The following is a 24,439-nucleotide window of genomic DNA, read 5'->3' on the forward strand; positions in this document are numbered from 1 at the left end:
TTTTACTCCTGAGGGGAAAGGTCGTCGATGTCGTGGTGGGTCGGTTCGTGACGCACCACCAGCAGGAAAAAGATCGGAATGATGGCGGCCAGCGATACCACCCAGAACATGTTGGTGCCGAGCGCCGCCTGCAGAATCGGCAGAATGAACAGCGCCAGCGCACTGCCGATGCCCGACAGCGCACGGCTAAAGCCGACGCCGGTCGCGCGAATCGAGGTGGGATACGAGAGCGCCGGATAGACCATCAGCTGTGCGCCCGGGCCAAAGCCTTCAGCGAACAGCCACAGCCCGAGCATCAGCACCGCGAATACGATGCCCACTAGCGCCTGCGGGTGGCCAATCAACGCCAGCGCCACCAGCGCCAAAAACTGCAGCGCAAAGCCAGCGATCGCCACGTGGCGTGACGGATATTTCCACGCCAGGCGCATCCCCAGCAGCCCGCCGGTAAAGGCAAACAGCGCGTTCAGCCCCAGCGAAGCTGAGATAGTCTCGAACACACCGGCACCAAGAAATTGTGCCAGTATCGACGGCAGGAAGAAGGCGATGGCGGTGTACTCAAACGAAATACAGATATTCATTACGCCGGCAACGATGGTGCGTTCACGCCACGGCTTCTGGAACAGTACGCGAAAACTCACCTTCGGCGCCGCCGCGGGTGGCGATTCCGGTTCTGCTTCGTGTGCATGAATACCGTATGAATCACGCAGGATACGCACCGCCGAGGTCAGATCGCCCTGATTCGCGGCCCACAACGGTGATTCATTCATAAACTTGCTGCGTACCGCGATGATCAACAGCGCAGGTACCGCGCCAAACAGCAGCGAGGCGCGCCACAGCCAGTCGAGATGATCTTTAGGCAGCAGAAAATAGAGGCCAAAAATCAGCAGGAAACACACAGTGGAAGCCGCATACCACATCGGGCACCAGGCCGCGAGCCGTGCGGCTTTGTTGCCTTTGCCGGCAAATTTAGAGAATTCCGCCAGATAAGACATCGCCACCGGCAGATCGATGCCCACGCCAATGCCCATCAGGAAACGCGCGCCAATCAGCACCCAGACGTTGGGTGCTAAGCCCGCCGCAATCGCCGATACGACAAAAAACAGCATGTCGGCCATGAACACCGAATAGCGGCCGTACTTATCCGTCAGCCAGCCACCAATCAGGTTGCCGACAATGGTGCCGACCATGATGGATGAGGTGACCAGCCCGGTAGTGAACGGCGATAGCTGGAACTCGCGCACCACGTCATCGATGCCGTACGACAGTGTGGTCAGGTCGTAGGCGTCGAGGAACACGCCACCCAACGCGAGAAACACAATCATGCGCGCATAGTTGTTTTTGCTACTGCGGGTGTTGATCAGCCTTGCCACATCACTGACCGAACGTACCGGTTGCGAAGCCGGCAAGGTGTTTTCTAAAGGAAGAGTACTCATAACGCCTCACGTCTGTTTTTGTTGTGCAGGTGAGGTGGTTATAAGCGCTTTATGCAGGGAACCAAAGCAACAATATTTGCTATTAATTACAATATAATCAATAAGATAATAAAGACACCAACGCTAAAACCCGGACGCGCAGTGCGGGTCCGGGTAGCGTATTCGGCAGTAAAGTTATTCAGCAGAAACCGGCACCAGCACGCCTTTGACCAGCGGGTCATCGGTGGTTTTTAGCCACTGCTGCACGCGCGGATCGGCAAAAGCCTGCCTGAGTTTGACGATGTTCTCCTGCTCCAGGTAAGGCGTACCGATCACCAGCTGCGAGGCAAAGGTGCGCGGCGCGGGCGGGAACAGAATACCTTTGTCACGCGGGACTTTACCGGCGTCAAACTGCGACACATAACCAATCGCTGCATCGACCGAATTAAGCGCCCGCGGCATGGTCAGCAGATCCAGCTCTTTAAACACGAAACCGTGCGGATTACCGACAATGTTTTTCAGTTTGGCGGTGCGCGGTTCTACCGTCGGATCGAGGGTGATCAATCCCTGGCGCGCCAGCAGCCAGAGCGCCTGGCCCTGATTCGCCCCATCGTCGGGCACCACAATGGTTGCGCCCTGCGGCAGATCGGCCACAGAGTGGTAGCGATCGGAGTAAATACCAAAGGCCCACTGGAACAGAGGCAGGCTGGAAGTGAGCTGGAAGCCGTTAGCATCGACCACCTGCTTCAGCCACCACTGATGCTGATAGACCGTTGCAGCATACTGCCCTTCTGCTACCGCACGGTCCGCCTGCACCGGATCCTGCACACCGACCGCCTCCAGCTTCAGGCCGTAGTCCGGCGCGATATGCTCACCCACATAGTCAATCAGCTTCTGTTCCCCGGCCATTGCCGGCTCATAATGCACTTTCAGCGTGGTGCCAAACACCACCGCCTGCGGCTGCTGGCTGCGCCAGGACCAGCCAGCGACGGCCAGCAAAATGACCACTATAATCAGCAGCAGCCACGGCCAGCGGCGTGTTTTACGTAACTCAAATTCTTGTGTTGTCATAACGATGTCCCCTGAGGATGGCGCAAGGCCACAACCAGCCGGTCGCCGAAAAATTGAATGGTCTGAATCAGTGCAATTAACACTATGATGGTGGCGATCATGATGTGGTTATCGAACCGCTGATAGCCATACACCACCGCCAGGTAGCCAATGCCGCCAGCACCAATGGTGCCGGCGATGGCCGAGTACTCAATCATGGAGATCAGGTTGAGCGTGATGGCTGCGACAATCGCCGGCAGCGCTTCACTCAGCTGGGCGGAGCGGATGATCTGCCAGCGCGAACCGCCGCACACCAGCCCCACGGCGGTAACTTCTCCGGGCAGCTCGCGTAATGCGTTGTCGACCAGACGGCCAAAGAAAGGAATCCCGGCGGCGATCATCGGTACCACCGCCGCCGGAATGCCGATGGTGGTGCCGGTGAGCCAGAAGGTAAACGGAATGATGGCCGCCATCAGTACCAGAAACGGTAACGAGCGCCCCATATTGACGATCCAGCTCAGCACCCGATGCACGCCGCGCTGCGGAAACAGGCCGCGCGGCGAGGTGTTAAACAGCACCACGCCAACCACGCCACCGAGGCTCACCACAAACAGCATCACGATGCCGACCATCAGCGCGGTTTCACCCAGCGCCGGCAGCATCAGTGCCGGAATTTCAGGCCAGGGCGTGTCCTGACTTATCACGGATACGCTCATACCGCCTCCCGTAACGGCGGCACGCTGACAGCAACGCTGGCCGCCAGGCCATACTGCTCAAGCTGCGTCAGCAACCGTGCCAGCGGCACCTGCTCCTGCTGAAAATGAATGCCCACCTGCAACCGTCCGGCCTGGATGCCATTGACCCGCTCGACATGCGCACCCAGCAGATCCACCTTTAAAGCGAACTGCTGGCTGATGCGCGAAATCCAGTCGCTGGCCACCGCGACATCGGTACGGTAGCTAAGCTGCAGCACCAGTCCAGCATCACTGACTTGTGCCGTCAGCGGCAGCAGCCGCTGGCCGAGCGCGCTGTCCGGCTGTGCCAGCAGCGCACTGACGGTGCCATACTGCACTATCTCTCCATCGCGAATCTCGGCAACCGCATCCGCCGCCTGACGTACGGCATCCATTTCATGGGTGATTAGCACGATTGCCAGCCGGTAGTCGTCACGCAGTTTTTTCAGCAGCTCAAGGATGGTGACCGTCGCTTCCGGATCGAGGCCGGAGGTGGCTTCGTCGGCCAGCAGTACAGACGGACGCAGCGCCAGCGCGCGGGCAATACCGATGCGCTGCCGCTGCCCACCGGAGAGCTGGGCGGGAAAGGCGCTGGCTTTGTGGCTCAGCCCGACACTCTCCAGCAGCTCGCCGACGCGGGCACGGATATCGCGCTCGACCACGCCGAGATAGCGCAGCGGCAGCGCGATATTTTCCCAGGCACTTTTACGCTGCAGCAGCGCGGAAGACTGAAATACCGTGCCGATAGCGCGACGCGCGCAGCGCAGCGCTTCGCCATCCAGCCGGGATAAATCGCTGCCGTTAACCCGGATGCTGCCGCCGCTCGGCTGCTCCAGCAGGCTGATGCATTTCGCCAGCGTAGATTTGCCGGCACCGCTCGGTCCGACCACCGCGGTGATGCTGGCTTCCGGCACCTGCAGCGTGATGTTTTTCAGCACGTCGGTGACGCGACCGTCCGGCGCACGGTAGTGTTTACTCAGGCGCTCGATTTCGATCATATAACCTCCTGCTGCTGCGCGCTGCGTACGCGATAGCCAGCACCCGGATGCGGCGCACTGAGCTGCGGCCCGGCGGCAAACAGCTTTTCGCGTAGCGTGCCCGCGGCGTAATCCTGTTTGTAAACGCCGCGTTTTTGCAGCTCCGGAATCAGCAGCTCGACCACATCCTCAAAGGTTTCATGGGTCAGCGCATACGCCAGGTTGAAACCATCCACGTCGGTCTCCTCTACCCAGCTCTGCAGCTCATCCGCCACCGTTGCCGCACTGCCTACCAGCAGCGGGCCAAAACCGCCGATGCCCACCCAGTTAGCCAGGGCTTTCACCGTCCATTGACGATCGGGATCGGCAGTAGAGAAAGTTTCAACTGCTGACTGAATGGCGTTGGTGTGCAGGTATTTCAGCACCTGGTCCGGCTGATATTGTCCAAAGTCGATGCCGGTCCAGCCAGAAACCAGCGCCAGCGCGCCTTCGTAGCTGACCCAGTTTTTATACTCCTGCCACTTCGCCTGCGCCGCCCGATCGGTTTCACCGACAATCACCGTCTGCAGGTTGAAGATCAAAATACTGCGCGGATCGCGACCGGCTTCGGCAGCACGACGCCGGATGTCGGCCACGGTTTTCTTCAACAGCACTTTGGACGGCGCGGCGACAAACACACATTCTGCGTGCTCAGCCGCAAACTGTTTGCCGCGGCTCGATGCACCGGCCTGATACAGCACTGGCGTGCGCTGCGGCGAGGGTTCACACAGATGGATGCCCGGTACGTTAAAGAAGGTACCCTGATGGTTAATCGGATGGATTTTGCCGGGATCGCTAAAAATACGACGCTGACGATCGCGCAGCACCGCATCCTGCTCCCAGCTACCTTCCAGTAGTTTGTAGACCACCTGCAGGTACTCATCGGCATAGTCATACCGGCTGTCATGATCGGTTTGCGCTTTATGACCAATGTTGCGCGCGCCGCTCTCCAGATAGGAGGTAACGATGTTCCAGCCAATGCGGCCTTTGGTCAGATGGTCCAGCGTCGACAAACGGCGCGCGAACGGATATGGATGCTCAAACGACAGCGAGGCGGTTAAGCCGAAACCGAGGTGCTCTGTGACCAGCGCCATCGGCGTAATCAATGCCAGCGGATCGTTCACCGGCACCTGAGTAGCCTGGCGTATCGCCGCGTCACCGTTGCCGTTCAGCACATCGTAAATGCCGAGCACATCGGCTATGAACAGGCCGTCAAACTTGCCGCGCTCCAGCAGGCGCGCCAAATCAACCCAGTATTCCAGATCTTTATACTGCCATGAGCGGTCACGGGGATGGGCCCAGAGTCCGGGCGACTGGTGACCGACACAGTTCATATCAAAGGCATTCAGGCGTATTTCGCGTTGCGATGGCATAGCAATCTCCATAGCGAGGCCGTGATCGTGCAGCGACCCGGCGTTCGTCAGTTAATTTTCAGGATGTTGAGTGTTCAGGAGGCGGAAGGGGGACATCGCTCAGCGTGAGCGACAGGCAATACCTTAAGAATTTCATCCGCTACGGCGGCCGCGTGATCGGCCACCTGCGGCAACCCCATCAGCTCACCAAATCGGGCGCGCGCCGCCGGGCCCACGACAAACAGGCGTGCGTTGGGCTGGCCGTGCCGGTTGAGGGTGCGCGAGCGGTGATCCACATCAATGCCGAAGCCGAGCGCATCGGCGCGGATCAGGCCCTGCTCGCTGAGCGATTGCAGCAGCGGCTGGCTGGTCGTCAGCGCTTCATGTCCCGGTCCGGTCGTGACAATCAGTTTATCCAGCACATGGTTTTGCCGGGTGCCATCGCGCTGACGCAGGGTGATTTCCAGCTGCTGCGGGTGAGCGTGAATCGCCACGAGGCGAGCGGCCAATACCTGCAGGCTACCTTGCTGCTGTCGCCGGGCGATGACGGCGGCGACCTGCGGGGCAATGCGATAGCGATGCACATCCCACCATGAACGCAGATGACGTGCAAAGCGTCGCTGTTCAGGCAGCGGGAGTGACTGCCAGATGGTTTGTCCCTGCACACGCACCTCATCAAGCACACGCTGCCACGGCAGCTGCTGCGCGGCGGCGCGAGCGACTTCATTACGAATATGCCGCAGCCAGCAACGCGCGCTGGGCTGAGGTTGCGTGGCCAGTGTCCACTCCGGCCATTCGCCGCTGAGATTGGCGCGTGACAGTTGTCCGCGCCGTGAGAACGCCAGCAGCGGCCCCTGATGCTGACGCGTCGCCAGCGAAGCCACCACATCAGCCATGCTCAGGCCGGTGCCGACAATCGCCACCGATGCATCAGGCTCAACGCTATCCAGCACGCCTGGCTGCCACGGGTTGGCAATCAGCGCCGGATGGTCGGCAAACGGCTGTAGCATGCGTGGCAGCGACGGCGGTGGATGGCTGATGGCCAGTGCCAGGATGTCGCCAGTCAGGGTTTCACCGTTACTCAACAGCAGTTGTTGCCCTTCCCATGCCAGCGCACGCGCCTGAACGTGACGCAGAGTGACATGCGGATGCGCCTCAGCGGCGGCGGCAAACTGCTGCGCCAGATAGCGACCAAACAGCGCACGCTGCGGATACACCGCGCCATCGGCGCAGTGTGCTGCTGAGTCCAGTGAACATTCCGGCTGCTGACGATACCAGCGATCAAAGGCGCCCTGCTCTTCTCCGCTGAGCTGCATACGCGCAGCCGGCACGTTGATGCGGTGTGCCGGTTCCGGCGTGGAATAGGCAACACCGGCGCCGAGGCTGGCGCGCGGTTCGACCACTGTAATCAGTAGCGGCGCGAGCGACGTGCGGGCGAGGTGCATCGCCAGCGCTGTGCCGCTGAAGCCCCCGCCGACAATAATGATGTGCGCTGTTGCCATCGCCTTCTCCTGCATCAGCTGGCGCTCGTCTGTTTCGCCGATGGGCGCTTATCGCCGCCGATGGTTTCACCAAACGGACCAGTGTTAATGGTACGGGCGCGCTGCTGCTGACCGTGGGCCAGCGGTAACAGAGGCAGCAGCAATTCAGCCACGCGATGGGCCTCTTCCAGATGCGGATAGCCCGAAAGAATGAAGTTAGTCACGCCGAGCGCCTGGTATTCCCGGATGCGTTCAGCGACCTGCTGCGGGCTGCCCACCAGCGCGGTGCCGGCACCGCCGCGCACCAGTCCGACGCCTGCCCACAGATTCGGCGCAATGTAGAGGTTATCACGCGAACCGTTGTGCAGCGCACTCATGCGCGCCTGACCGGCGGAATCCATGCGGGCAAAAATCTTCTGCGCCTGAGCGATGGTGTCGTCATCCAGATGGGCAATCAGTTTATCCGCCGCCGCTCTGGCTTCTTCTTCGGTTTCACGCACAATCACATGCAGGCGGATACCGTATTCGAGTTTCCGGCCGCGTGACTCAGCGCGCTCACGCACGACCACCAGTTTTTCTGCTACCTGCGCCGGTGGCTCTCCCCAGGTGAGATAGGTGTCAATCTGCTGCGCCGCCACGTCGATTGCTGCCTCCGATGAGCCACCAAAGTAGAGCGGTGGACCGTTTTCCTGCACCGGTGGAAACAGCACCTCAGCGCCTTCAACCTGAATATGCTCGCCCTGATAATCCACTTTTTCGCCGCGCATCAGCCGGCTATACACATCCAGAAACTCGCGAGTCACTTCATAACGTTCACTGTGGTTGAGGAAGATACCGTCGCCTTTGTTCTCCACCGGATCGCCGCCGGTGACCACGTTAATCAGCAGACGGCCTTCCGACAGACGATCCAGCGTGGTGGCCATGCGCGCTGCCAGTGTGGGTGGCTGCAACCCTGGCCGTACGGCGACCAGATAGCGCAGCCGGCGCGTCATTGGTGCCAGCGCGGAAGCCACCAGCCAGGAATCCTCACAGCTTTTGCCTGTCGGAATGAGGACGCCGTAAAAGCCCAGATTGTCGGCGGCCAGCGCGACCTGCTGTAAATAGGCTAAATCAACCGGGCGTCCGCCTTCTGTGGTACCCAGGTAACGGCCATCGCCGTGCGTCGGCAGGAACCAGAAGACATTTATGCTCTCGTGCGCAGAATCGGCCATTATGCTTATCCTATATAACTTTATGAGAAAATGTTCATTCTTAACTTTCTATTTGGTTATATAGGCGTAAGCGAAAAGCATGCCAGCTTTTAACGAAACAGAGATTGTGCATTTTCAGTCAGTTAGGTCATCAGAGCGCGTAATGTCTGTTGCAATTGCAACGCAACGCCAACAGCATTTGCTGCATATGCAACTGCTTATGCTTTTTTCCTGCTGTTCATTGCCACTTGCCGGGTTTAGCGTGATGGCAGACCTTTACAGGAGCCATCTCATGCTGACACCTTACAATCAACCGGATTCACCTCGCCTGGTCGACCCGGCATCGCTGGCTTTCCAGTCGCTGCTGGATAAATTCGCACCCACCGACGCCACGGTGCTGATTGTGGGCGAAACCGGCACCGGCAAAGAAGTGGTCGCCCGTTATCTGCATCACCACAGTCCACGCCGGCATGCCCCGTTTCTCGCCGTCAACTGCGGCGCCCTGACAGAAAGCCTGGCAGAAGCTGAATTGTTTGGACATGAGAAAGGCGCCTTTACCGGCGCGACTCAGGCGCACCCCGGCTGGTTTGAAGCGGCGCAGGGCGGCACGCTGCTGCTGGATGAGATAGGTGAACTGAGCCTGCCGCTGCAGGTTAAACTGCTGCGCGTCCTTCAGGAGCGTGAAATTACGCGCGTCGGTTCACGCAAGGCCATTAAAATCGACGTGCGCGTTATCGCCGCAACCCATGTCGATCTGGCCCAGGCAATTCGCGAACGGCGTTTTCGTGAAGATCTGTTTTATCGCCTGAACATCGCCGTTGTTCCCCTGCCACCGCTGCGCCAGCGTCGCGAGGACATCCCGCTGCTGGCACAGCATTTCCTCTCCCTGTACGCACGCCGCCTTGGCCGTCCGGCGCGTCGCCTGTCGCCTGACGCGCTGGAAGCCCTGCGCGACTACAGCTGGCCCGGCAATATTCGTGAGCTGGAGAATACGCTGCACAATGCGGTGCTGCTCAGTCGCGATGAGACATTGACGCCGACGCAGCTGCGGCTGGCAGGTTACAGTGAACGCGGATACAGCGAAACGGACGATTCGACGCTGGATAGTTTCCTGCGCCAGCAGATTACGCGCGAACCGCAACAGCTGTTTGATCGGGTGATTCAGAGTCTGATCAGTAACGCACTGGAAATTGCGGACAACAATCAGACGCAGGCCGCCACGCTGCTGGGCATTAGCCGGCACACGCTGCGCACGCATCTGGCACAGATGGGCATCATAAAAGGGCGGCGTAAGTCTGCCGTCATGGCCTTCGTGCACGCCAGCGGGGCCGCGCGCCCTGAACGCGAGTTGCGCATCGGCTTTCAAAAATTTGGCAATCTTGGCGTGTTGAAAGCGCGCCAGACGCTGGAACAGTGCTTCAATCAGCAGGGTATCAGCGTGGTGTGGAGCGAGTTTCCTGCCGGTCCGCAACTGTTGTATGCGCTGCAAAATAATGAGATTGATTTTGGCACCACCGGTGAGGTGCCGCCCATTTTCGCTCAGGCCAGTGGTAACGCCGTGACTTATATCGCCTGGGAGCCACCCGCGCCGGGCAGCGTCGGGATTGTGGTGCCACACGACAGTACTATCCACAGCCTGGCAGATTTGCGGGGTAAGCGTATCTCGGTCAATAAAGGATCGAATGTTCACTGGCTGCTGTTGCAGCTGCTGGAGGAAGCCGGCATCGGTCTGGATGAAATTAAAGTGGTGTACACGCCGCCGAAATATCCGCTCACAGCCAGCGATTATCTGGCCGTCGATGCATGGATGATGTGGGATCCGCTGCTGAGTGCCGCAGAAAGCAACGCCGATTTGCGCGTGCTGGAGAAGGGCGAAGGCCGGGTGCGCAACCACCAGTTTTATCTGGCGCGCCATGATTATGTGCAGCAGCATGACGATATCGTGCAGCAGCTGGTAACGAGCCTGCAGCAAACCGGGACCTTTATCGATAATCATCGCCATGAAGCCGCCACTATGCTGGCGCAGGAACTGGGGCTGGAGTTCGCAGCCGTGGAACGTGCCTTATCTCGTCGCAGCCACCAGACGCGGGCCATGGTTTTCCACGTCATCAAAGAACAGCAAACTATCGCTGACCGCTTTTATGCGCTCGGTTTGATTCATAAACCGGTGCGCGTGCGTGATGCAGTGTGGCAGTCGCCCAGCCAGACGGCGCTTATGGCATAGCGGCTATAGTGAAAGTTATCCACGTTTTCTGTGGATAACACATTGAATATCGTCTGGCTAAATCCCCGTTTTCTCACGACAGCATGAAGATTTGCTGTGAAATTCGGGCGATTTCAGCCTGAAATCCTGCAGATAAAAACCCTATTTTCAAACGGTTAGGGGTGAAATCGCCATGGCGAATGTCACCTGATTCCGGCAAATCTCGTTAAGGATTCTCCCTGCTGGTTTCACTGTTGCTTTAGCATCCAGCAAAGCTGGCCATCATCAAAGCTTCAACCGGCGATGGCGCGGTTTCACCGTATTACATTGCTGAGCTGGCGATTTCAGCCTGAAATTCCGGCTAAGGTTGATTTGATTTCATGCACTTAGCGCTGAAATCATGCTGGCGAAGGATGAAATTTTGGGGGGGAAATCAGGTGGGTGAGGTAACAATCTGTAGCGGCACGGTACAGGATGTACGGGATTGTGCTGCTACAGATTGCTTATCATCAGAGGTGAAGCGCTATTACTGATTGAGATACTTATTCAGCGTCTCGGTGATAACGCGATCCAGCTCTTCCTGTAACTCTCTGGACTGACGGTTAAACTCGTAGCTAAACATGCGTCCGCGCGTTTTTTTGCGGGCGTAACGGTCTTTATCCGCGAAGGTCCACAGCGGTGTCGCCACCACTTTATCTTTAGCCGGCGCCTGCACCAGTGTCTGGCTGCCGTTACGGACCAGCCGCAGGATGCCATTCTTGACTTCATCTTCCGCCAGGCCTTCACGCGCACAGACGCTGTCCACATCCATACCGATGGTTTCAATCAGAGCGTCTACCGTCTGACCGGTTTCCTGCAGTTTTTCGTAGGCCTGCAACAGCGTTTTGTAGTCAGGATAGGTCAACTCTGAATGGTTCGGGAACAGGGTGACCAGCTCCAGCGGCACACTGGCAGCCTGCAGCGCGCGGGTCACTTTTGCCTGTGACAGCCCTTCACTTTGCGCAATCTCTTTTTGCGACAGGCCGCTGTCTTTCAGTGACATCAAACGCATGCCGACTTCACGCAGATTATGCTCACGCGCGGTCTGGATATCCTGCGCCAGACGACGGGCTTCTTCGGCAGAGATGGCAACGTCGGTAACCAGCACATCCAGCCCGGTTTTACAGTGCAGCGCGGCCGCCCGACGACGCGAACCATCGAGGATTTCAATCCGATCGCCACGCTTCACGCCGATGGCCGGGAAGAACTGCTGCAGTTTAATGGTACGGATGATATCGCGCAGTGACTCTGGCGTGAGACCGGACTGGTCACGGCCGTTGGTTTCCATCACCACGTACGTACGTTCTTCTATCTCTTTAGCCGTGATGTGTTCCAGCGTGAACAGGGCGCGTTTACCGGTGGAAAGGATAAACGTCTGGGAGTGACCATCCTCGCTGGGTTCATTTTGTAACGGGCTCTGGCTGAAGGTGCGGCCAATAGTGATTCTTTTTGCGCTCATAATAACCTCAGTTCAGGCGGATAAATTCAATACGATCAAAGACGGCTTTGGCAAAGTCTTCTGCCGCCGAACGCGCGTTTTTCAGGGCTTCGCTGCTGCCAACATAGGTAGATGGGTTAGCGGAGATAACCGTATCGAACGATTCACCGCAGCGTTCAAAGCCATCCAGCCGAGGCAGCGCCGCATCCAGCATATCGCCGCCAAATATCTCTTTCGCCAGGCTGTGACACATCTTGTGGTCCGCTTTATTCGACAGCTTGGACATAAAGCCAATGTTGCCCTGCAACCTGCAGGTGGCTCCCGACTCTTCGATGATGTCGATAAGCTCGGGCAGGCGCGTCAGATACTTCAGCGTGGAGTGGAAATCAACCTGTGCCGGCGGCACCGGCGTCATCAGCAAATCGGAAGCGGCAATGGCGTTTTTCAGGAAGGCATCCAGATGTGGGCCGCTGTCAATAAAGATAAAGTCGTAGTCTTTTTTCAGCTTAGCCACCACGTTTTCATACAGCACCGCATGCACGTTTTGCTGCGGCAGATGCTCCGCACACAGCTCTTCCCAGCGTGAAGCAATGAAAGCGTCATCGATTGAGGCGGGCAGTACGTCAACGCCAGGAATAATCGACGGCACAATAAATTCGCTTTTCAGCTCGTCGCGGCTGACGTTTTGCAGCATCGCCTGAGCCGCGGTGGCTTCAACCAAACCGACCGAACGTTCATGATTCAGGAACATGGTGGCCGAAGACTGCGGATCGAGATCGATAACCAGGATGCGTAAATCTTCGAACAGCAGGTGCGGATGCGCGCGCAGCGCGTGCGCCAGCGATACTGTTGAAACAGTTTTAGACACGCCGCCTTTCAGGTTACCGACAAAAAGCGTAAACGCTTCAGTATGGCGATCGCGGTATTTCGGGACGCCGCGATGATGGTAGATGTCGATAATATTTTGGATCGACATCGCGTACTTGGTGGAACTGCCGGCCGCACGCTTATCAAACGGATAGCCGTTTTCTTCCATCTCGTTAACCGCGTAATCGACACTGGCGCGCGTTAGCTTGGGCAACTTGGCTAACGCCGCTTTGGCATAAACCTGGTAAAAAGTATTCTCGTGCAACTCTTCTTTTTGCGCCTGAATCTGCTCCGTCAGGCTCATCAGCATTCTTTCTGAGCGTTGAGCGACTTTCAGAACTTGCTTCTCATCGTTAGCCATACTTGCTCCACACATGTAGGATTTATGACTTTATACCGAAATCCTGCACATGAGGCAAATCTATCTCATCTGTTCATCATCGGCTCGCGTTGTAAAAAGACCTTTTGCAAGAGAGGCTTAAACCAGACGTTCACTGGAGTCAGTAGCGCGCGCTGGTTGATTACCCATCAACTGATGAAAATGTGCTCGGCGTAAGGGCGGCCCTCTGCCACTGTTCACTGTAATCAGTAACCGGCATGTCTGGCAGAAGCGGGCGATTACGGTGAAATACTGCGCGCCGTTACCTGACAGAGCAGCCCGCACGTTCACTGTAATCAGCGGGTGGCGTAAAGAAATGGAATGCGTTTACTGTACTCAGCGTAACATTCACTGCAATCAGTAACCCTGCCGGAAGATTCACTGTAATCAGTAACTCTTTAGCGCAGGGACAGCGCTACCGACGCCAGGTGAGCAAGTGCGCAAAAGTAAATGTTCACTGTAGTCAGTGATTCCGCGCATCATCCGCTCACCAAATGGTCAGATTCACTGTAGTCAGCACAAGCCCACTACATTCTTCCCTCACTGACTGCCTGCAATGCACGGTGTGAGAGGGTGCTGCCAGCCAGTGAGAAGGGGAGAAGCTGCACACGATGAGAATTACGCGGTGTGCGATTGCGGGCTGGCGAGTATTGCCTGCAGGAAGATTGGGCTGCGCCGCGGCGAGCGCCGTGCAGTGCCATGTTAAGGGCCGCCTTACTGGCGGCAATCTGCCAGCGCATCGATTGATGCAGGTATAAGATTCACTGTAATCAGTAAACTGCGACGTCGATGCCACCCACATTCACTGTAGTCAGTAAACTATGAATGCCTTTTCGTCAATGTTCACTGTAATCAGTAATGTGACCCTTATCAGATATTCATAACCTGATCGCTGCGGCGCATTCACTGTAGTCAGTAAAAGGAAAAGCGTGTTTAAGCCTGACTTGCTGAGCTGCCTCACAAAGCATTCACTGTAATCAGTAAACCCGATCATCTTTATCGCGCCAGAACGAGGTAGGGTCGTGCGGCACAGAGAAGTGCACTCAGCTAACAACATTCACTGTAATCAGTAGCCGGGTTCGCCCGCGATGTGTTTTGAAGCAGCAGTACCTGACGAACACGTTCACTGTAATCAGTACATGCCCGCTTAGCCTCAGCTCGATAACGTTCACTGTAGTCAGTAGCTGGCTTTCCTTCCCTTGCAGGCCAGTGCCTGCGGTGAGGATAGGGGAGTGTTGAGAACGTTCACTGTAATCAGTAAAAGTCAGACGACCCAGAGAGCCGTTTCGTCATGAAATGACGTTCACTATAATCGGTAATCCCTCCCACGATTCACTGTAATCAGTGATAGTGACCAACCCTGTCACTTTTACTGGTTACTTTTACAGCATAATTACTGAATACAGTGAATGTATTACTGTATATCGCTTATTACGTTTAATTTTCAGTGAGATACGATAAAGCGTTCACTGTAATCAGTTAGCTCGTATGCTTACGTGTTCACTGTGGTCAGCAGAATCGCCCTGCAGACCAGACATTCACTGTAATCAGCCAGCCTGGCTCTTAAGGCACAGACAAGATGTCTGTCAACCCACCTGGTAAGTACCCACTATCAATAAAAGCGCTGTTAGGCATGAAAAGGAAGGTTGGAGGATTTTTACGGAACAGGCAATACCGGCAGCGACTACTGATTACAGTGAATGCTACCGATTACAGTGAACAATTCAGGTTGCGCTGATTACAGTGAATGAGGGGAAAGCGGCAGTGTCACTTTTAGGCTCAGTGACACTGCGGGAAGAGGGCTGACTGATTACAGTGAATGGGTGAAGTCAGTCTTCGAAATCGAGGTCTTCCAGCGAATCGATACTTTCCAGATTGCTGATACCATCGAGTTTGGGTGTCCGGCTGTGGATGATGAAAAATACCGAACGGCCCCGTTTCACTTCGGAGTAATCCAGATAGCCAATCTCTTTCAGCTGCTCCATGGCGCGCCGCACCACATGGTTTTGCGTGGTGGTTTTTGAACCGAGATTAAGACGCATACGTAAGCGCGCCAGGGAGATAGGCGCCGGATTAGTGGGCAGGCTTTCCAGGTAGGTATACAGCGCCTGCGCCGACTCCTTACGCTTGAGGCGCGAGATAGCACGCAGCTGCAGCAGCACCTTGTGGTCGAAGTTATACAGCTCAAACAGCTTAGGATCGGCCTGAATACGCACCAGATCTTTCTCACGATCGTAGTAAGCCGACTGCACCAGGTGCGTGTGGTAGGCTTTACCATTCCCCTCAAACGACAGGGTATTGGTTGCGATACGTCGCAGCGAGGCGTCAAGACGCTTACGCAGCGCCGCGGACGAGTTGGCTGAGGGAATACCACACATCTTGACGAAGTCGATAAACGGCAGCGTGACGGTGTCGCCCTTCGACGGATAACGCGAAAAAGACTGAATGATGCCGGCCCAGGTTTTGAAATCATTATCCATATCCAGCCGTGCGCCGGTGATGGTAATCTTTTCATAGCCTTCCGCTTTCACCAGCGACAGGTTTTTGAGCTCTTTGGTGGCATCGGTTGAAGCCATCGCGCCGGATTTCCCGCGCGCCGTTGACTTCAGGGTAGGAACAAACAGACCCAGGCGCATCAGTGCGACCGGTTGTACGGTGTTATTTTTATTGGGATGAAGCTGAATAACTTCACCACTGTTTTTCGTCACCGACAGAAAAGGTTCAAGTAACGCCTTGTTTTCACTCTCTTTATCTGCCATAGCCTGAGATCTTCATTCTGTGGATGAAAAGGATCGGTATCTGATTACAGTGAACATTAACACTGTTTATAGTGAACATTCTACTGTCTATAGTGAATAAAGTACTGACTATAGTGGATACTTTACTGATTATAGTGAACACGATCACCTTCTCAGCCCTTGTCGGGTGCGGCCTGCCGCGATCGGGGATCTCTTAGGATCTCTTTTAGATCTCTTTATGATCTTTCTTTAAGATCTAATCACTGTATAAGTGGATAACCCGTTGAGGCGACTGATGCTGATAAGCGTAACCTGCAGAATATTCGCTTACGTCTTTAAATTACCCTGTGAGGGTGGAAAGTGAAAATCTTCAGCCTGCGCTGTCTCTCAATTCATTTCAGGTGAACAACTTGCTCTCATCTATTCATTTTTCATCACCTGATGGCTGGCGTAAGGTAGATCCCACTCTGATCAACCCGATTATCTGACGAAGGCATCTTATGACTGATCACGTTATTTCACGTAATCCCACCAGCGGCGAAATCATTGCCACTTATCCCCTGCAGAGTGCAGCCGAGCTGGAAACGGCTTTACAGCAAAGCGCCAGCGCCTTTGCGCAGTGGCGTAACACAGAGATGGCACAGCGCGTGAAGGTACTGCGTCAGCTGGGTGAGCAGCTGCGCCAGCGTCAGGAGCAACTGGCTACGCTCGCTACGCTGGAAATGGGTAAACCCATTGCGCAGGCGCGTGCCGAAGTCCTGAAATGCGCCAGCCTGTGTGACTGGTATGCCGAACACGGACCGGCAATGCTGGCCGATCAGCCCACGCTGGTGGAAAACCAGCAGGCATGGCAATCGTTTCGTCCACTCGGTGTGATCCTGGCGGTGATGCCGTGGAATTTTCCCTACTGGCAGGTTCTGCGTGGCGCAGTCAGCATGCTGCTGGCGGGCAATACCTACCTGTTGAAACACGCTCCGAGCGTCATGGGCTGCGCCTTGCTGATGCAGGAGCTGTTTGCCGCAACCGATTTGCCGCGCGGTGCATTCAATGTGATCAACGTCGATAACGACGGTGTTTCTGCCGCCATTAAAGATCCGCGCGTCGCGGCTATCGCCGTAACCGGAAGCGTGCGCGCGGGTGGCGCGATCGCCGCTCAGGCCGGTGCGGTACTGAAAAAAACCGTGCTGGAGTTAGGCGGTGCCGATCCTTTTATCGTGCTGGCCGATGCCGATCTGGATGCGGCAGTGGCCTCAGCGGTCACAGGACGCTACCAGAACAGCGGGCAGGTGTGTATGGCAGCCAAACGCTTCATCATTGAAGAGAGCATCGCAGAGGCGTTTGAGGCGCGTTTCAGCGCAGCCGTGCAGGCACTGAAAGTGGGCGATCCGCTGCAGGAAGAGACTTATATCGGTCCGATGGCACGCTACGATCTGCGTGATGAACTGGATCATCAGGTGCAGGAAACCCTGCAGCAGGGTGCACGTCTGGTGCTGGGCGGCCACAAGATCGAGGGAGTCGGCAACTATTATGCGCCAACCATTCTTGCCGACGTCACGCCCGCGATGACCGCTTTTCGTCAGGAGATCTTCGGGCCGGTGGCGGCGATCACCGTCGCGCGCGATGCGCAACATGCACTGCAGCTGGCGAATGACAGCGAGTTTGGCCTGAGCGCTACCGTGTGGAGCGGCAATGAAGCGCTGGCGCAGGAACTGGCAGAGCAGCTGGAAACCGGCGCGGTGTTTATCAACGGCAACGGCGCCTCAGATCCGCGCGTCGCTATCGGTGGCGTGAAGAAGAGTGGTTATGGCCGCGAACTCTCCAGCTTCGGCGTCCACGAGTTCTGTAACATCCAGACGGTGTGGAAAAACCGTCGCTAACCCGGCCGGGGCGCGCCATACTGTGCGCCCCAACTTCCGGAAGCAATCCTTGTATGCAGACGCCAGGCATTCTCATCCTTGCTGCCGGTCTCGGCAGCCGCTTTCGTCAGGCCGGCGGTACCGGGCATAAACTGCTGGCACCGTATCCTGACGATAATGGCGTGCCTCAGCCGCTGCTGAAGCTGACGCTGCAGCAGGCGCAGCGCAGCGGTTTGCCGCTTCTCCTTATTATCCGGCCGGAAGATCGCGCTATTCAACAGCTGGCACAGCAGTGCGGCGTCGCGACCTGCACTATTGCCAGCGCCGGTAGCGGTGAAAGCATTGCCGCTGGCGTGCGGGCCACCGCCCACTGGCATGGCTGGCTGATCGTACCGGGTGATATGGCGTGGGTGAGGGCGGAGGATCATCAATGCGTGGCGCAGGCGCTGCGCAACGGTGCGCCGCAGGTGCGGCTCAGCTGGCAAAACCAGCCGGGCCACCCGGTGGGATTTGCCGCGCACTATGGCGCGGCGCTCGCTCAACTGCAGGGCGACAGCGGTGCCCGCGCGCTGCTCGACCCGGCCATTCTCATCACTCTGCCGGCCCATCAGGGCACGATCCGCGACGCGGATCTGCCGCGATCCGATGCAAGCCGCTGACCGGCAGCACCCCTGACTGGGTCAGTGGCTGCCGGGATTAGCGCGTACCTGCGCCACCTTTTCAGTCAGATCTTGCCACGCCGGTTCATCAGGCGCGTAGCGCTGGCGCAGCCAGGCAGCAATATCCGCAACCTGCTTATCCGACAAACTGGCGGCAAAGCCGGGCATATAACCGAGCGCATCGGTTGCCGGTTTGTCGATACCGTGCAGCACCACCTGTAACAGATTATCCGCCGTCGCGCTGGTTATGCTGCTGCTGTTGGCCATCGATGGGCTGACGCCAAACAACTGCGGTCCGCCCTCGCTGGCGCTGTGGCAGGCCTGACAGGCGCCTTTAAACAGCCGTTCCCCTGCGGCAGTGTTCCATGCCGGTTTTGCCGCCGGCGCAGCGACAGGGCGCGCTGCCTGACCATTGATATCCGCCAGATAACTGGCCATGGCGCGCACATCGGCTTCCGGCAGGGTGGCGAGATGGCTTACTACCGGTGCCATCGGTCCGGCGGCAACGCCGTGCTGCGCATCGTAACCACTACGCAGGTAGTTATACAGCGACTGCGCGGTCCACGGCTGCGGGGCTTTATTCAGCTGATTGAGAGCGGGCGCTTCCCAGCCGTCCACCCAGCCACCGGCGAGGAAATTGTCCCCGCGTTTTTCCGCGCCCAGCAGATTACGCGGCGAGTGGCAGGCACCGCAGTGTCCGGCTCCGTTCACCAGATAGGCACCGCGATTCCATTCGGCGCTTTTGCGGGGGTCAGGCTGGTATTCGCCGCGCCCGAGGTAGAGCGCGTTCCAGCCCGCCATCAGGAAGCGCAGGTTATAGGGAAAGCGCATCTGGTTTTCTGCTGGTGCCTGCTGTACCGCCGGCTGCGACATCAGCCAGGCGTACAGCGCCTGCATATCACCTTCGCTCAGCTGGCGAAAGCTGGTGTAGGGAAACGCCGGATAGAGATGATGGCCGTCGCGGCTGATGCCCTGGCGCATGGCGCGATCGAAGGCGTTAAATGACCAGCTACCGATGCCGGTCTGTTTATCCGGCGTGATGTTGGTGGTGTACAGCGTGCCAAACGGTGTCTCCATCTTCAGGCCGCCAGCATTGGTCGCGCCGCCTTCCGTGGTATGGCATACCGCGCAGTCACCGGCGGCGGCCACCTGACGGCCACGTTCCAGCATCTCTGCCGACCAGCTTCCGGCGGCCGGGGGTGTCACGGGCGCAATCGGTGCGCGCCACGGCAGCGCGTTAATCGCCACGCCAGCGGCGAGACCGAGCAATCCTGTTACGCCACCCAGCGCCCATTTTCGGCTGCGGCGGCGGGCGGTGCTGACCGGTGCCGCCAGCTGTGGCTCCGGCTGCGGATCGGGGCCGTTCAGCGCCTGACGCAGTTTGTCAGCGGTAATGGGCAATTCGCGAAAACGGATACCGGTGGCATCAAACACCGCGTTAGCGATGGCCGCGGCGCTGGGCACCGACGCGGATTCCCCCGCGCCCAGCGGCGGTTCGTGCGGGCGCGGCACCATCATCACGTCGATATCCGGCACTTCCGGAAACGTCAGGATCGGGTAGCTGCCCCATTCCTGGCTGGCGATCAGGTTGCTTTCAATCGTCACCTGTTCTTTGAGCACCCGGCTGGTGGACTGAATGACATTGCCGTGAATCTGATGCTTTACCCCTTCCGGGTTGATCATCATGCCGGCATCATGGCCCACGGTGATGCGCGTAACGGCGATCTCGCCGCTCTGCTTATCAATCGCGACATCCGCGACCCAGGCAGCCCAGGCGGCGCCGAAGCCGGGAAATTTGCTGTGAATATAGCGTGCGTAGGCAAAACCGCGTCCGCGCAAAATGCCGGGTTCGCTGGCGGTCTGCTGAATGGCGGTGCGCGGCGTCCAGTCTGCACGTGCAGCGGTGGAGCGCATTAGCTCGGCGGCGCGATCGTCCTGAATGTAGCGCAGCCGGTACTCCACCGGATCGACGCCTGCCGCGTGGGCCAGCTCATCCATATAGGATTCATGGGCAAAGGTGTTGGGCAGGGCCGAAACGCCGCGCATCCACGAGGCGCGCACAATCGGCGCCATGTCCTCAATGGTGACGCGCAGATGGGGAAAATCGTAAGGTGGAATGGAGGTGCGATCGCCCATTTCATACGCCAGCGCCACCGGATCGACGCGGCCGGTCAGCAGCAGCGCAAGGGTGGGTGCGCCGTTGGACGGATAAGACGTAGTGAAATCATACACCTGCGGATTGCCCTGCGCGTCCAGCCCGCCGTCCACCTCCATCAGCTGTGCAGTGCCTTTCGGCTCCCACACGTGTTCCTGGGCGCGCGTCAGCTGTACCCGCACCGGCTGGCCTACTGCGCGCGACAACAGCGCCGCATCGGCGGCCACGTCATCGGCGCAGTTGCGACCGTAGCAACCGGCGGCTTCCATGCGGTTCACTTCAATGGTCTCTTCCGGCCTCTCCAGCAGCCATGCCAGATCGGCGCGCAGCAGGTGCGGATTCTGCGTACCGCTCCACACCTGCAGCGAATCAGGCTGATAGTCGGCCACCGCACAGGAAGGGCCAATCGACGCATGCAGCTGATACGGCCAGACATAGCTGCGGGTAAAACGCTGCGCGACATTCGCCAGCGCGGCATCCACCTCACCGCTGTCATGCACCACGCGCGAAGTGCGGGGATTATCACGAATAGCCTGTTCGATATCGCGCAGGTCCGGCAGGCTGTGTTCCCACGGCTTCCAGCGCACCTGTAATGCGTCCATCGCGGCGATGGCCTGCTCCTCGCGCTCGGCTACCACGCCGACAAAATCCGCGATCTGCACCACTTTCACGATGCCTTCGAGATGCGCGATCGAGCTTTCGTCAATGCTGAGCAATGAGGTGCCGACAAAGCTGCCGGTGTCATAGCCCGCATACGGTGGACGGATGACCCGGCCGTGCAGCATACCGGGCACGCGCAGGTCATGCACCCACGTCAGTTCGCCGGTGGCTTTGGCGGGAATATCTACCCGCGCCGAGCTGGTACCAACTAAGCGATATTCACTGGCGGGCTTGAGTGTTACCTGATGATCAATCGGCACGATGCTGCGCTGCTGCTGCACCAGTTCGGCAAATGACAATTGCTCACCGCCGGGGTGCTGCAGGAAACCGCTGTCCAGCGTGATGCTCTCCACCGGCAGCTGCCAGCGCGCGGCGGCCTGTTGTAACAGCCACTGGCGCGCCGTTGCAGCCGCTTTACGTAGTGGTACGGCAGAAATTTGCAAGGTGGCGCTGGCGATGGTGGCGCCCTGGTTGGGCACGCGCAGCGTATCGCCCAGCACCATTTGCACCTGATCCATGCGCAGACTGAGCTCTTCGGCGACGATTTGCGTCAGCGCGGTTTTCACCCCGGTGCCGAGATCGACATGGCCATTGAAGGCCCAGACGCTGCCGGAACCGTCAATAGCCAGAAACAGTGCCCGCTCTTTGGCTTTCAGCGTCGGCGTCTGGCCTTTGGGTACCAGCCCGGGCGGCGGCTGAATCTCATCGACAATTAACAGGATGTCGCTGGCTGCCAGCAACTGCTGCTGCGTGGGGACGTTAGCCGTACTCATGATGCCGCCTCCGCCTGCTGCAGGCATAAGGTAATGGCGCGCTTCACTGCGCACAGGATCTCCTGATGGGTGCCACAGCGGCACAGGTTACCGCTCAGCGCCGCACGTATCTGCCGGTCATCAGGGCAGGGCTGAGCGCGCAGCAGCGCGGCGGTGGTCATGATCATGCCGTTAAGGCAGTAACCGCATTGTGCGGCCTGCGCCTCGATAAACGCCTGCTGCACCGGGTGCAGTGCTTCGCGGTTGCCCAGCCCTTCCAGCGTGGTGATAGCGCGCTGACGCACGCCATACGCCGGGATCACGCAGGCGCGCGCGGCAACGCCATCGATCAGCACGGTGCAGGCGCCGCATTCGCCCAGGCCGCAGCCATATTTGGGTCCGTTAAGCTGGAGTTGATTACGCAGCACCAGCAGCAGCGAGGTATCGCGATAGCTGCTGATGGGGTGAGTCGCACCGTTCACCTCAAGGGCGTAATGGCACGTGGATGCAGGTGAAACCGGTGTGGCAGTCTGATGTGCCAGCATTTTCATTATTAACCGCCTTAGCGAGGCGGCTAAGCGCCCCGGGTTAGGGCTGGCTCGTATCGTCCAGCATTTTTTTCAGCAGATAAATCAGCGCGACCCGTTCGGCGGGATTCAGCTGACCGTAAGTCATTTCGGTGATGCGCATCGCGTTGTCTGTCGTGCTGTCAATCAGGCGGTGGCCTGCATCGGTCAGCATGACAATCACTTTGCGTTTGTCGGTGGGATCGGGACCCAGACTGACCAGATCGCGCGCCTTAAGACGCTCAACCACACCGCGAATGGTGGCCTGATCGACGGCGGTATAGCGCACTAAATCGTTCTGTGCGCTCGGACCGCGATCGCGCAGCGCACAGAGGGTAATAAATTGCACGGCGGTGATCTGTGAATCACCGACGTGTTGCTGAAAAATCGCCGCATGGCGTTGATACACCTTGCGCAACAGATGGCCAACCTGCTCGGTATAGTCATAGCGCTGGTCTGCGCGCGGATCCTGCTGGTGCGACATGCCTTTATCCTTTTTCCCGGAAACTGTCAGGCAGTGTAATGCATTGTCACTGCGCTGACAGCCGTTCCCTGCGCACGATTAACGCGCGCGTGAGGCCTCCGGTGCCACCACTTCACCTTCCGCCACCACCAGCAAATCGTCCACTTTGATGTCGCAGCGGCGCAGAGCAATGTCCATATGGCACGGCGTTTTGCGCTTACCGCCCACTTCGGTGTTCGGTCCGGTCGAAAACAGGAAGTTGCCGTAAAAGGCGCGCGCGTCCATACACATGCCGTCGTTTTTGTCGTGTAATCCCATCGCCGTCCACTGTGCGCGCGGCTGCAGCCCCCAGCCGATGTGGGAAATACCGTACACTTCCGGGTCGTTGAAGTAGCGCATGTAATCGCGCAGATACTCGGCCTCAAAGCCACCGTGAATGCGGGTGACAAAACCTTTCTCGATCTCCAGCGTAATACGTTCACGCGCGTAAGATTTAAACGGCAGCAGGATGTCGCCGACGTCCAGCACCAGCACGCCTTCAGCCTGATCTTCATTCGGCCAGGTAAACAGGAAGCCACTCGGCCAGTGATCCCAGCGGCCCGGCTCATCCGCGTAGCCATATTCCGTTACCGTGGGGTACTGGCCGAGCGGGGCACGAAAATCACTGCCGGCCGGCGATTTCACCGTCATCATGCGCGCTTTTTCCAGCACCGCCGCCGCAGCCAGCACGCGCGACTTGTCCTCTTCAGTCGGCAACATTCGTGCCAACACTTCTGGCGGCTCGACGGCCAGCAAAATTCGCGTCCCGGTTTTCAGGATTTGTTCCTGCTCCGGCGAATGCAGCAGCATCATGGTATCGACGATCAGGTCCGCCGCTTCCAGCGCGCGCTGCGCGGCAATGTTGCCGGTAAGCGCGGTATCACCACAGTAGGCGGTCATGTCGTTACCCATTGCCGTCGGGTGATTGAAGGCCGGCAGCTCAACGCAGTACACCTTCGCGCCCAATCGTAGTGCAGCATCAGTGGCTGCCTGCACGGTGCGTGCATCGGAATAGTGACTTTTCAGGATGGCGACACTCTGGCTGGCGTCGACTTTCGACAGCCGTAAAACCTGCTCGAACATCTGGCCTAACTGGCTCTGATTTACTGCCATAGCGGTTTCCTCTCAGGGTTAGATGTCAGACAATTTGCTGCGCAAAACTTCAGCTATTTATAGCGAACACGCTTTATATGTTTGTTATAGACGTGTTGCGAAGAACAGTGCAAGCATTTCTTTTTGACATAAGAAAAGCCTATTTAACCTTATCATCAGGCTGTGATTAACATCATGTTATCGAGTTTTCACTGTAAATACGGTTGCTTTTAACAGTGTCATAACCTCAATAATTAAAGTGTATGCACTATAAATTCAGCGTCGGGTTTGATCGTTT

At 57.8% G+C, this 24,439-nt stretch carries 17 protein-coding genes; 3 read left to right on the top strand and 14 right to left on the bottom strand.

All coding sequences use genetic code 11. The features are described from left to right. Positions 1 to 2: 2 nt before the first annotated feature. The 7 genes from OXR61_RS09635 to ssuD form a co-directional block, all read right to left on the bottom strand. A complete protein-coding gene (locus OXR61_RS09635) occupies positions 3 to 1,433 on the bottom strand; it encodes an MFS transporter (RefSeq protein ID WP_031279946.1) in 1,431 nt (476 codons plus the stop codon). Positions 1,434 to 1,607: 174 nt separating this feature from the next. Then, positions 1,608 to 2,483, bottom strand: coding sequence for a MetQ/NlpA family ABC transporter substrate-binding protein (locus tag OXR61_RS09640; RefSeq protein ID WP_021508792.1), 876 nt, complete (start codon positions 2,481 to 2,483; stop codon positions 1,608 to 1,610). Continuing rightward, entirely contained in the window at positions 2,480 to 3,178 is a 699-nt protein-coding gene (locus OXR61_RS09645) for a methionine ABC transporter permease (RefSeq protein ID WP_021508793.1), read from the bottom strand. The genes OXR61_RS09640 and OXR61_RS09645 overlap by 4 nt, the downstream gene beginning before the upstream one ends. Further along, positions 3,175 to 4,194, bottom strand: a complete 1,020-nt coding sequence (locus tag OXR61_RS09650) for a methionine ABC transporter ATP-binding protein (protein WP_021508794.1) — start codon at positions 4,192 to 4,194, stop codon at positions 3,175 to 3,177. The genes OXR61_RS09645 and OXR61_RS09650 overlap by 4 nt, the downstream gene beginning before the upstream one ends. Beyond that, positions 4,191 to 5,585 carry an LLM class flavin-dependent oxidoreductase gene (locus OXR61_RS09655; RefSeq protein WP_021508795.1) on the bottom strand — a complete coding sequence of 465 codons (1,395 nt, stop codon included), beginning with the start codon at positions 5,583 to 5,585 and terminating at the stop codon, positions 4,191 to 4,193. The genes OXR61_RS09650 and OXR61_RS09655 overlap by 4 nt, the downstream gene beginning before the upstream one ends. A gap of 74 nt (positions 5,586 to 5,659) precedes the next feature. After that, the gene (locus OXR61_RS09660; protein ID WP_021508796.1) at positions 5,660 to 7,066 is read right to left on the bottom strand and encodes an FAD/NAD(P)-binding protein; all 1,407 of its coding nucleotides are present in this window, start codon (positions 7,064 to 7,066) and stop codon (positions 5,660 to 5,662) included. A gap of 14 nt (positions 7,067 to 7,080) precedes the next feature. Then, positions 7,081 to 8,256 carry an FMNH2-dependent alkanesulfonate monooxygenase gene (ssuD, locus tag OXR61_RS09665; protein ID WP_021508797.1) on the bottom strand — a complete coding sequence of 392 codons (1,176 nt, stop codon included), beginning with the start codon at positions 8,254 to 8,256 and terminating at the stop codon, positions 7,081 to 7,083. A 271-nt stretch (positions 8,257 to 8,527) separates the two neighbouring features. On the opposite strand from ssuD, the gene OXR61_RS09670 reads away from it, so the two are divergent. Beyond that, positions 8,528 to 10,459: a sigma-54-dependent Fis family transcriptional regulator gene (locus OXR61_RS09670; protein ID WP_021508798.1), complete on the top strand. Its 1,932-nt coding sequence runs from the start codon at positions 8,528 to 8,530 to the stop codon at positions 10,457 to 10,459. Between the two features lie 505 nt (positions 10,460 to 10,964). Here the strand turns inward: OXR61_RS09670 and OXR61_RS09675 are convergent. From OXR61_RS09675 to OXR61_RS09685, 3 genes are all read right to left on the bottom strand, one after another. Next, a complete protein-coding gene (locus tag OXR61_RS09675; RefSeq protein ID WP_021508799.1) occupies positions 10,965 to 11,936 on the bottom strand; it encodes a ParB family protein in 972 nt (323 codons plus the stop codon). 7 nt (positions 11,937 to 11,943) lie between these two features. Next, on the bottom strand, positions 11,944 to 13,143 hold the full coding sequence (locus tag OXR61_RS09680) for an AAA family ATPase (RefSeq protein WP_031279948.1): 1,200 nt from the start codon (positions 13,141 to 13,143) through the stop codon (positions 11,944 to 11,946). A gap of 1,847 nt (positions 13,144 to 14,990) precedes the next feature. Next, positions 14,991 to 15,920 carry a RepB family plasmid replication initiator protein gene (locus OXR61_RS09685; protein WP_021508802.1) on the bottom strand — a complete coding sequence of 310 codons (930 nt, stop codon included), beginning with the start codon at positions 15,918 to 15,920 and terminating at the stop codon, positions 14,991 to 14,993. A 479-nt stretch (positions 15,921 to 16,399) separates the two neighbouring features. Between OXR61_RS09685 and OXR61_RS09690 the strand changes: the two genes are divergently transcribed. Beyond that, a complete protein-coding gene (locus OXR61_RS09690) occupies positions 16,400 to 17,776 on the top strand; it encodes an aldehyde dehydrogenase family protein (RefSeq protein ID WP_021508803.1) in 1,377 nt (458 codons plus the stop codon). Between the two features lie 53 nt (positions 17,777 to 17,829). Then, positions 17,830 to 18,414: an NTP transferase domain-containing protein gene (locus OXR61_RS09695; RefSeq protein ID WP_021508804.1), complete on the top strand. Its 585-nt coding sequence runs from the start codon at positions 17,830 to 17,832 to the stop codon at positions 18,412 to 18,414. A 21-nt stretch (positions 18,415 to 18,435) separates the two neighbouring features. On the opposite strand, the gene OXR61_RS09700 is transcribed toward OXR61_RS09695, so the two are convergent. From OXR61_RS09700 to OXR61_RS09715, 4 genes are all read right to left on the bottom strand, one after another. Next, on the bottom strand, positions 18,436 to 22,002 hold the full coding sequence (locus tag OXR61_RS09700; RefSeq protein WP_021508805.1) for a molybdopterin cofactor-binding domain-containing protein: 3,567 nt from the start codon (positions 22,000 to 22,002) through the stop codon (positions 18,436 to 18,438). Then, positions 21,999 to 22,532 carry a (2Fe-2S)-binding protein gene (locus tag OXR61_RS09705; protein ID WP_021508806.1) on the bottom strand — a complete coding sequence of 178 codons (534 nt, stop codon included), beginning with the start codon at positions 22,530 to 22,532 and terminating at the stop codon, positions 21,999 to 22,001. Before OXR61_RS09705 ends, OXR61_RS09700 begins: the two co-directional genes overlap by 4 nt. Positions 22,533 to 22,569: 37 nt before the next feature. After that, a complete protein-coding gene (locus OXR61_RS09710; RefSeq protein ID WP_021508807.1) occupies positions 22,570 to 23,031 on the bottom strand; it encodes a MarR family winged helix-turn-helix transcriptional regulator in 462 nt (153 codons plus the stop codon). Positions 23,032 to 23,109: 78 nt separating this feature from the next. After that, positions 23,110 to 24,162 carry a 2,5-dihydroxypyridine 5,6-dioxygenase gene (locus tag OXR61_RS09715; protein ID WP_021508808.1) on the bottom strand — a complete coding sequence of 351 codons (1,053 nt, stop codon included), beginning with the start codon at positions 24,160 to 24,162 and terminating at the stop codon, positions 23,110 to 23,112. Positions 24,163 to 24,439 lie beyond the last annotated feature (277 nt).

The sequence above is a fragment of the Pantoea sp. GM_Pan_4 genome, assembly GCF_026541005.1.
Lineage (GTDB): Bacteria > Pseudomonadota > Gammaproteobacteria > Enterobacterales > Enterobacteriaceae > Pantoea > Pantoea dispersa.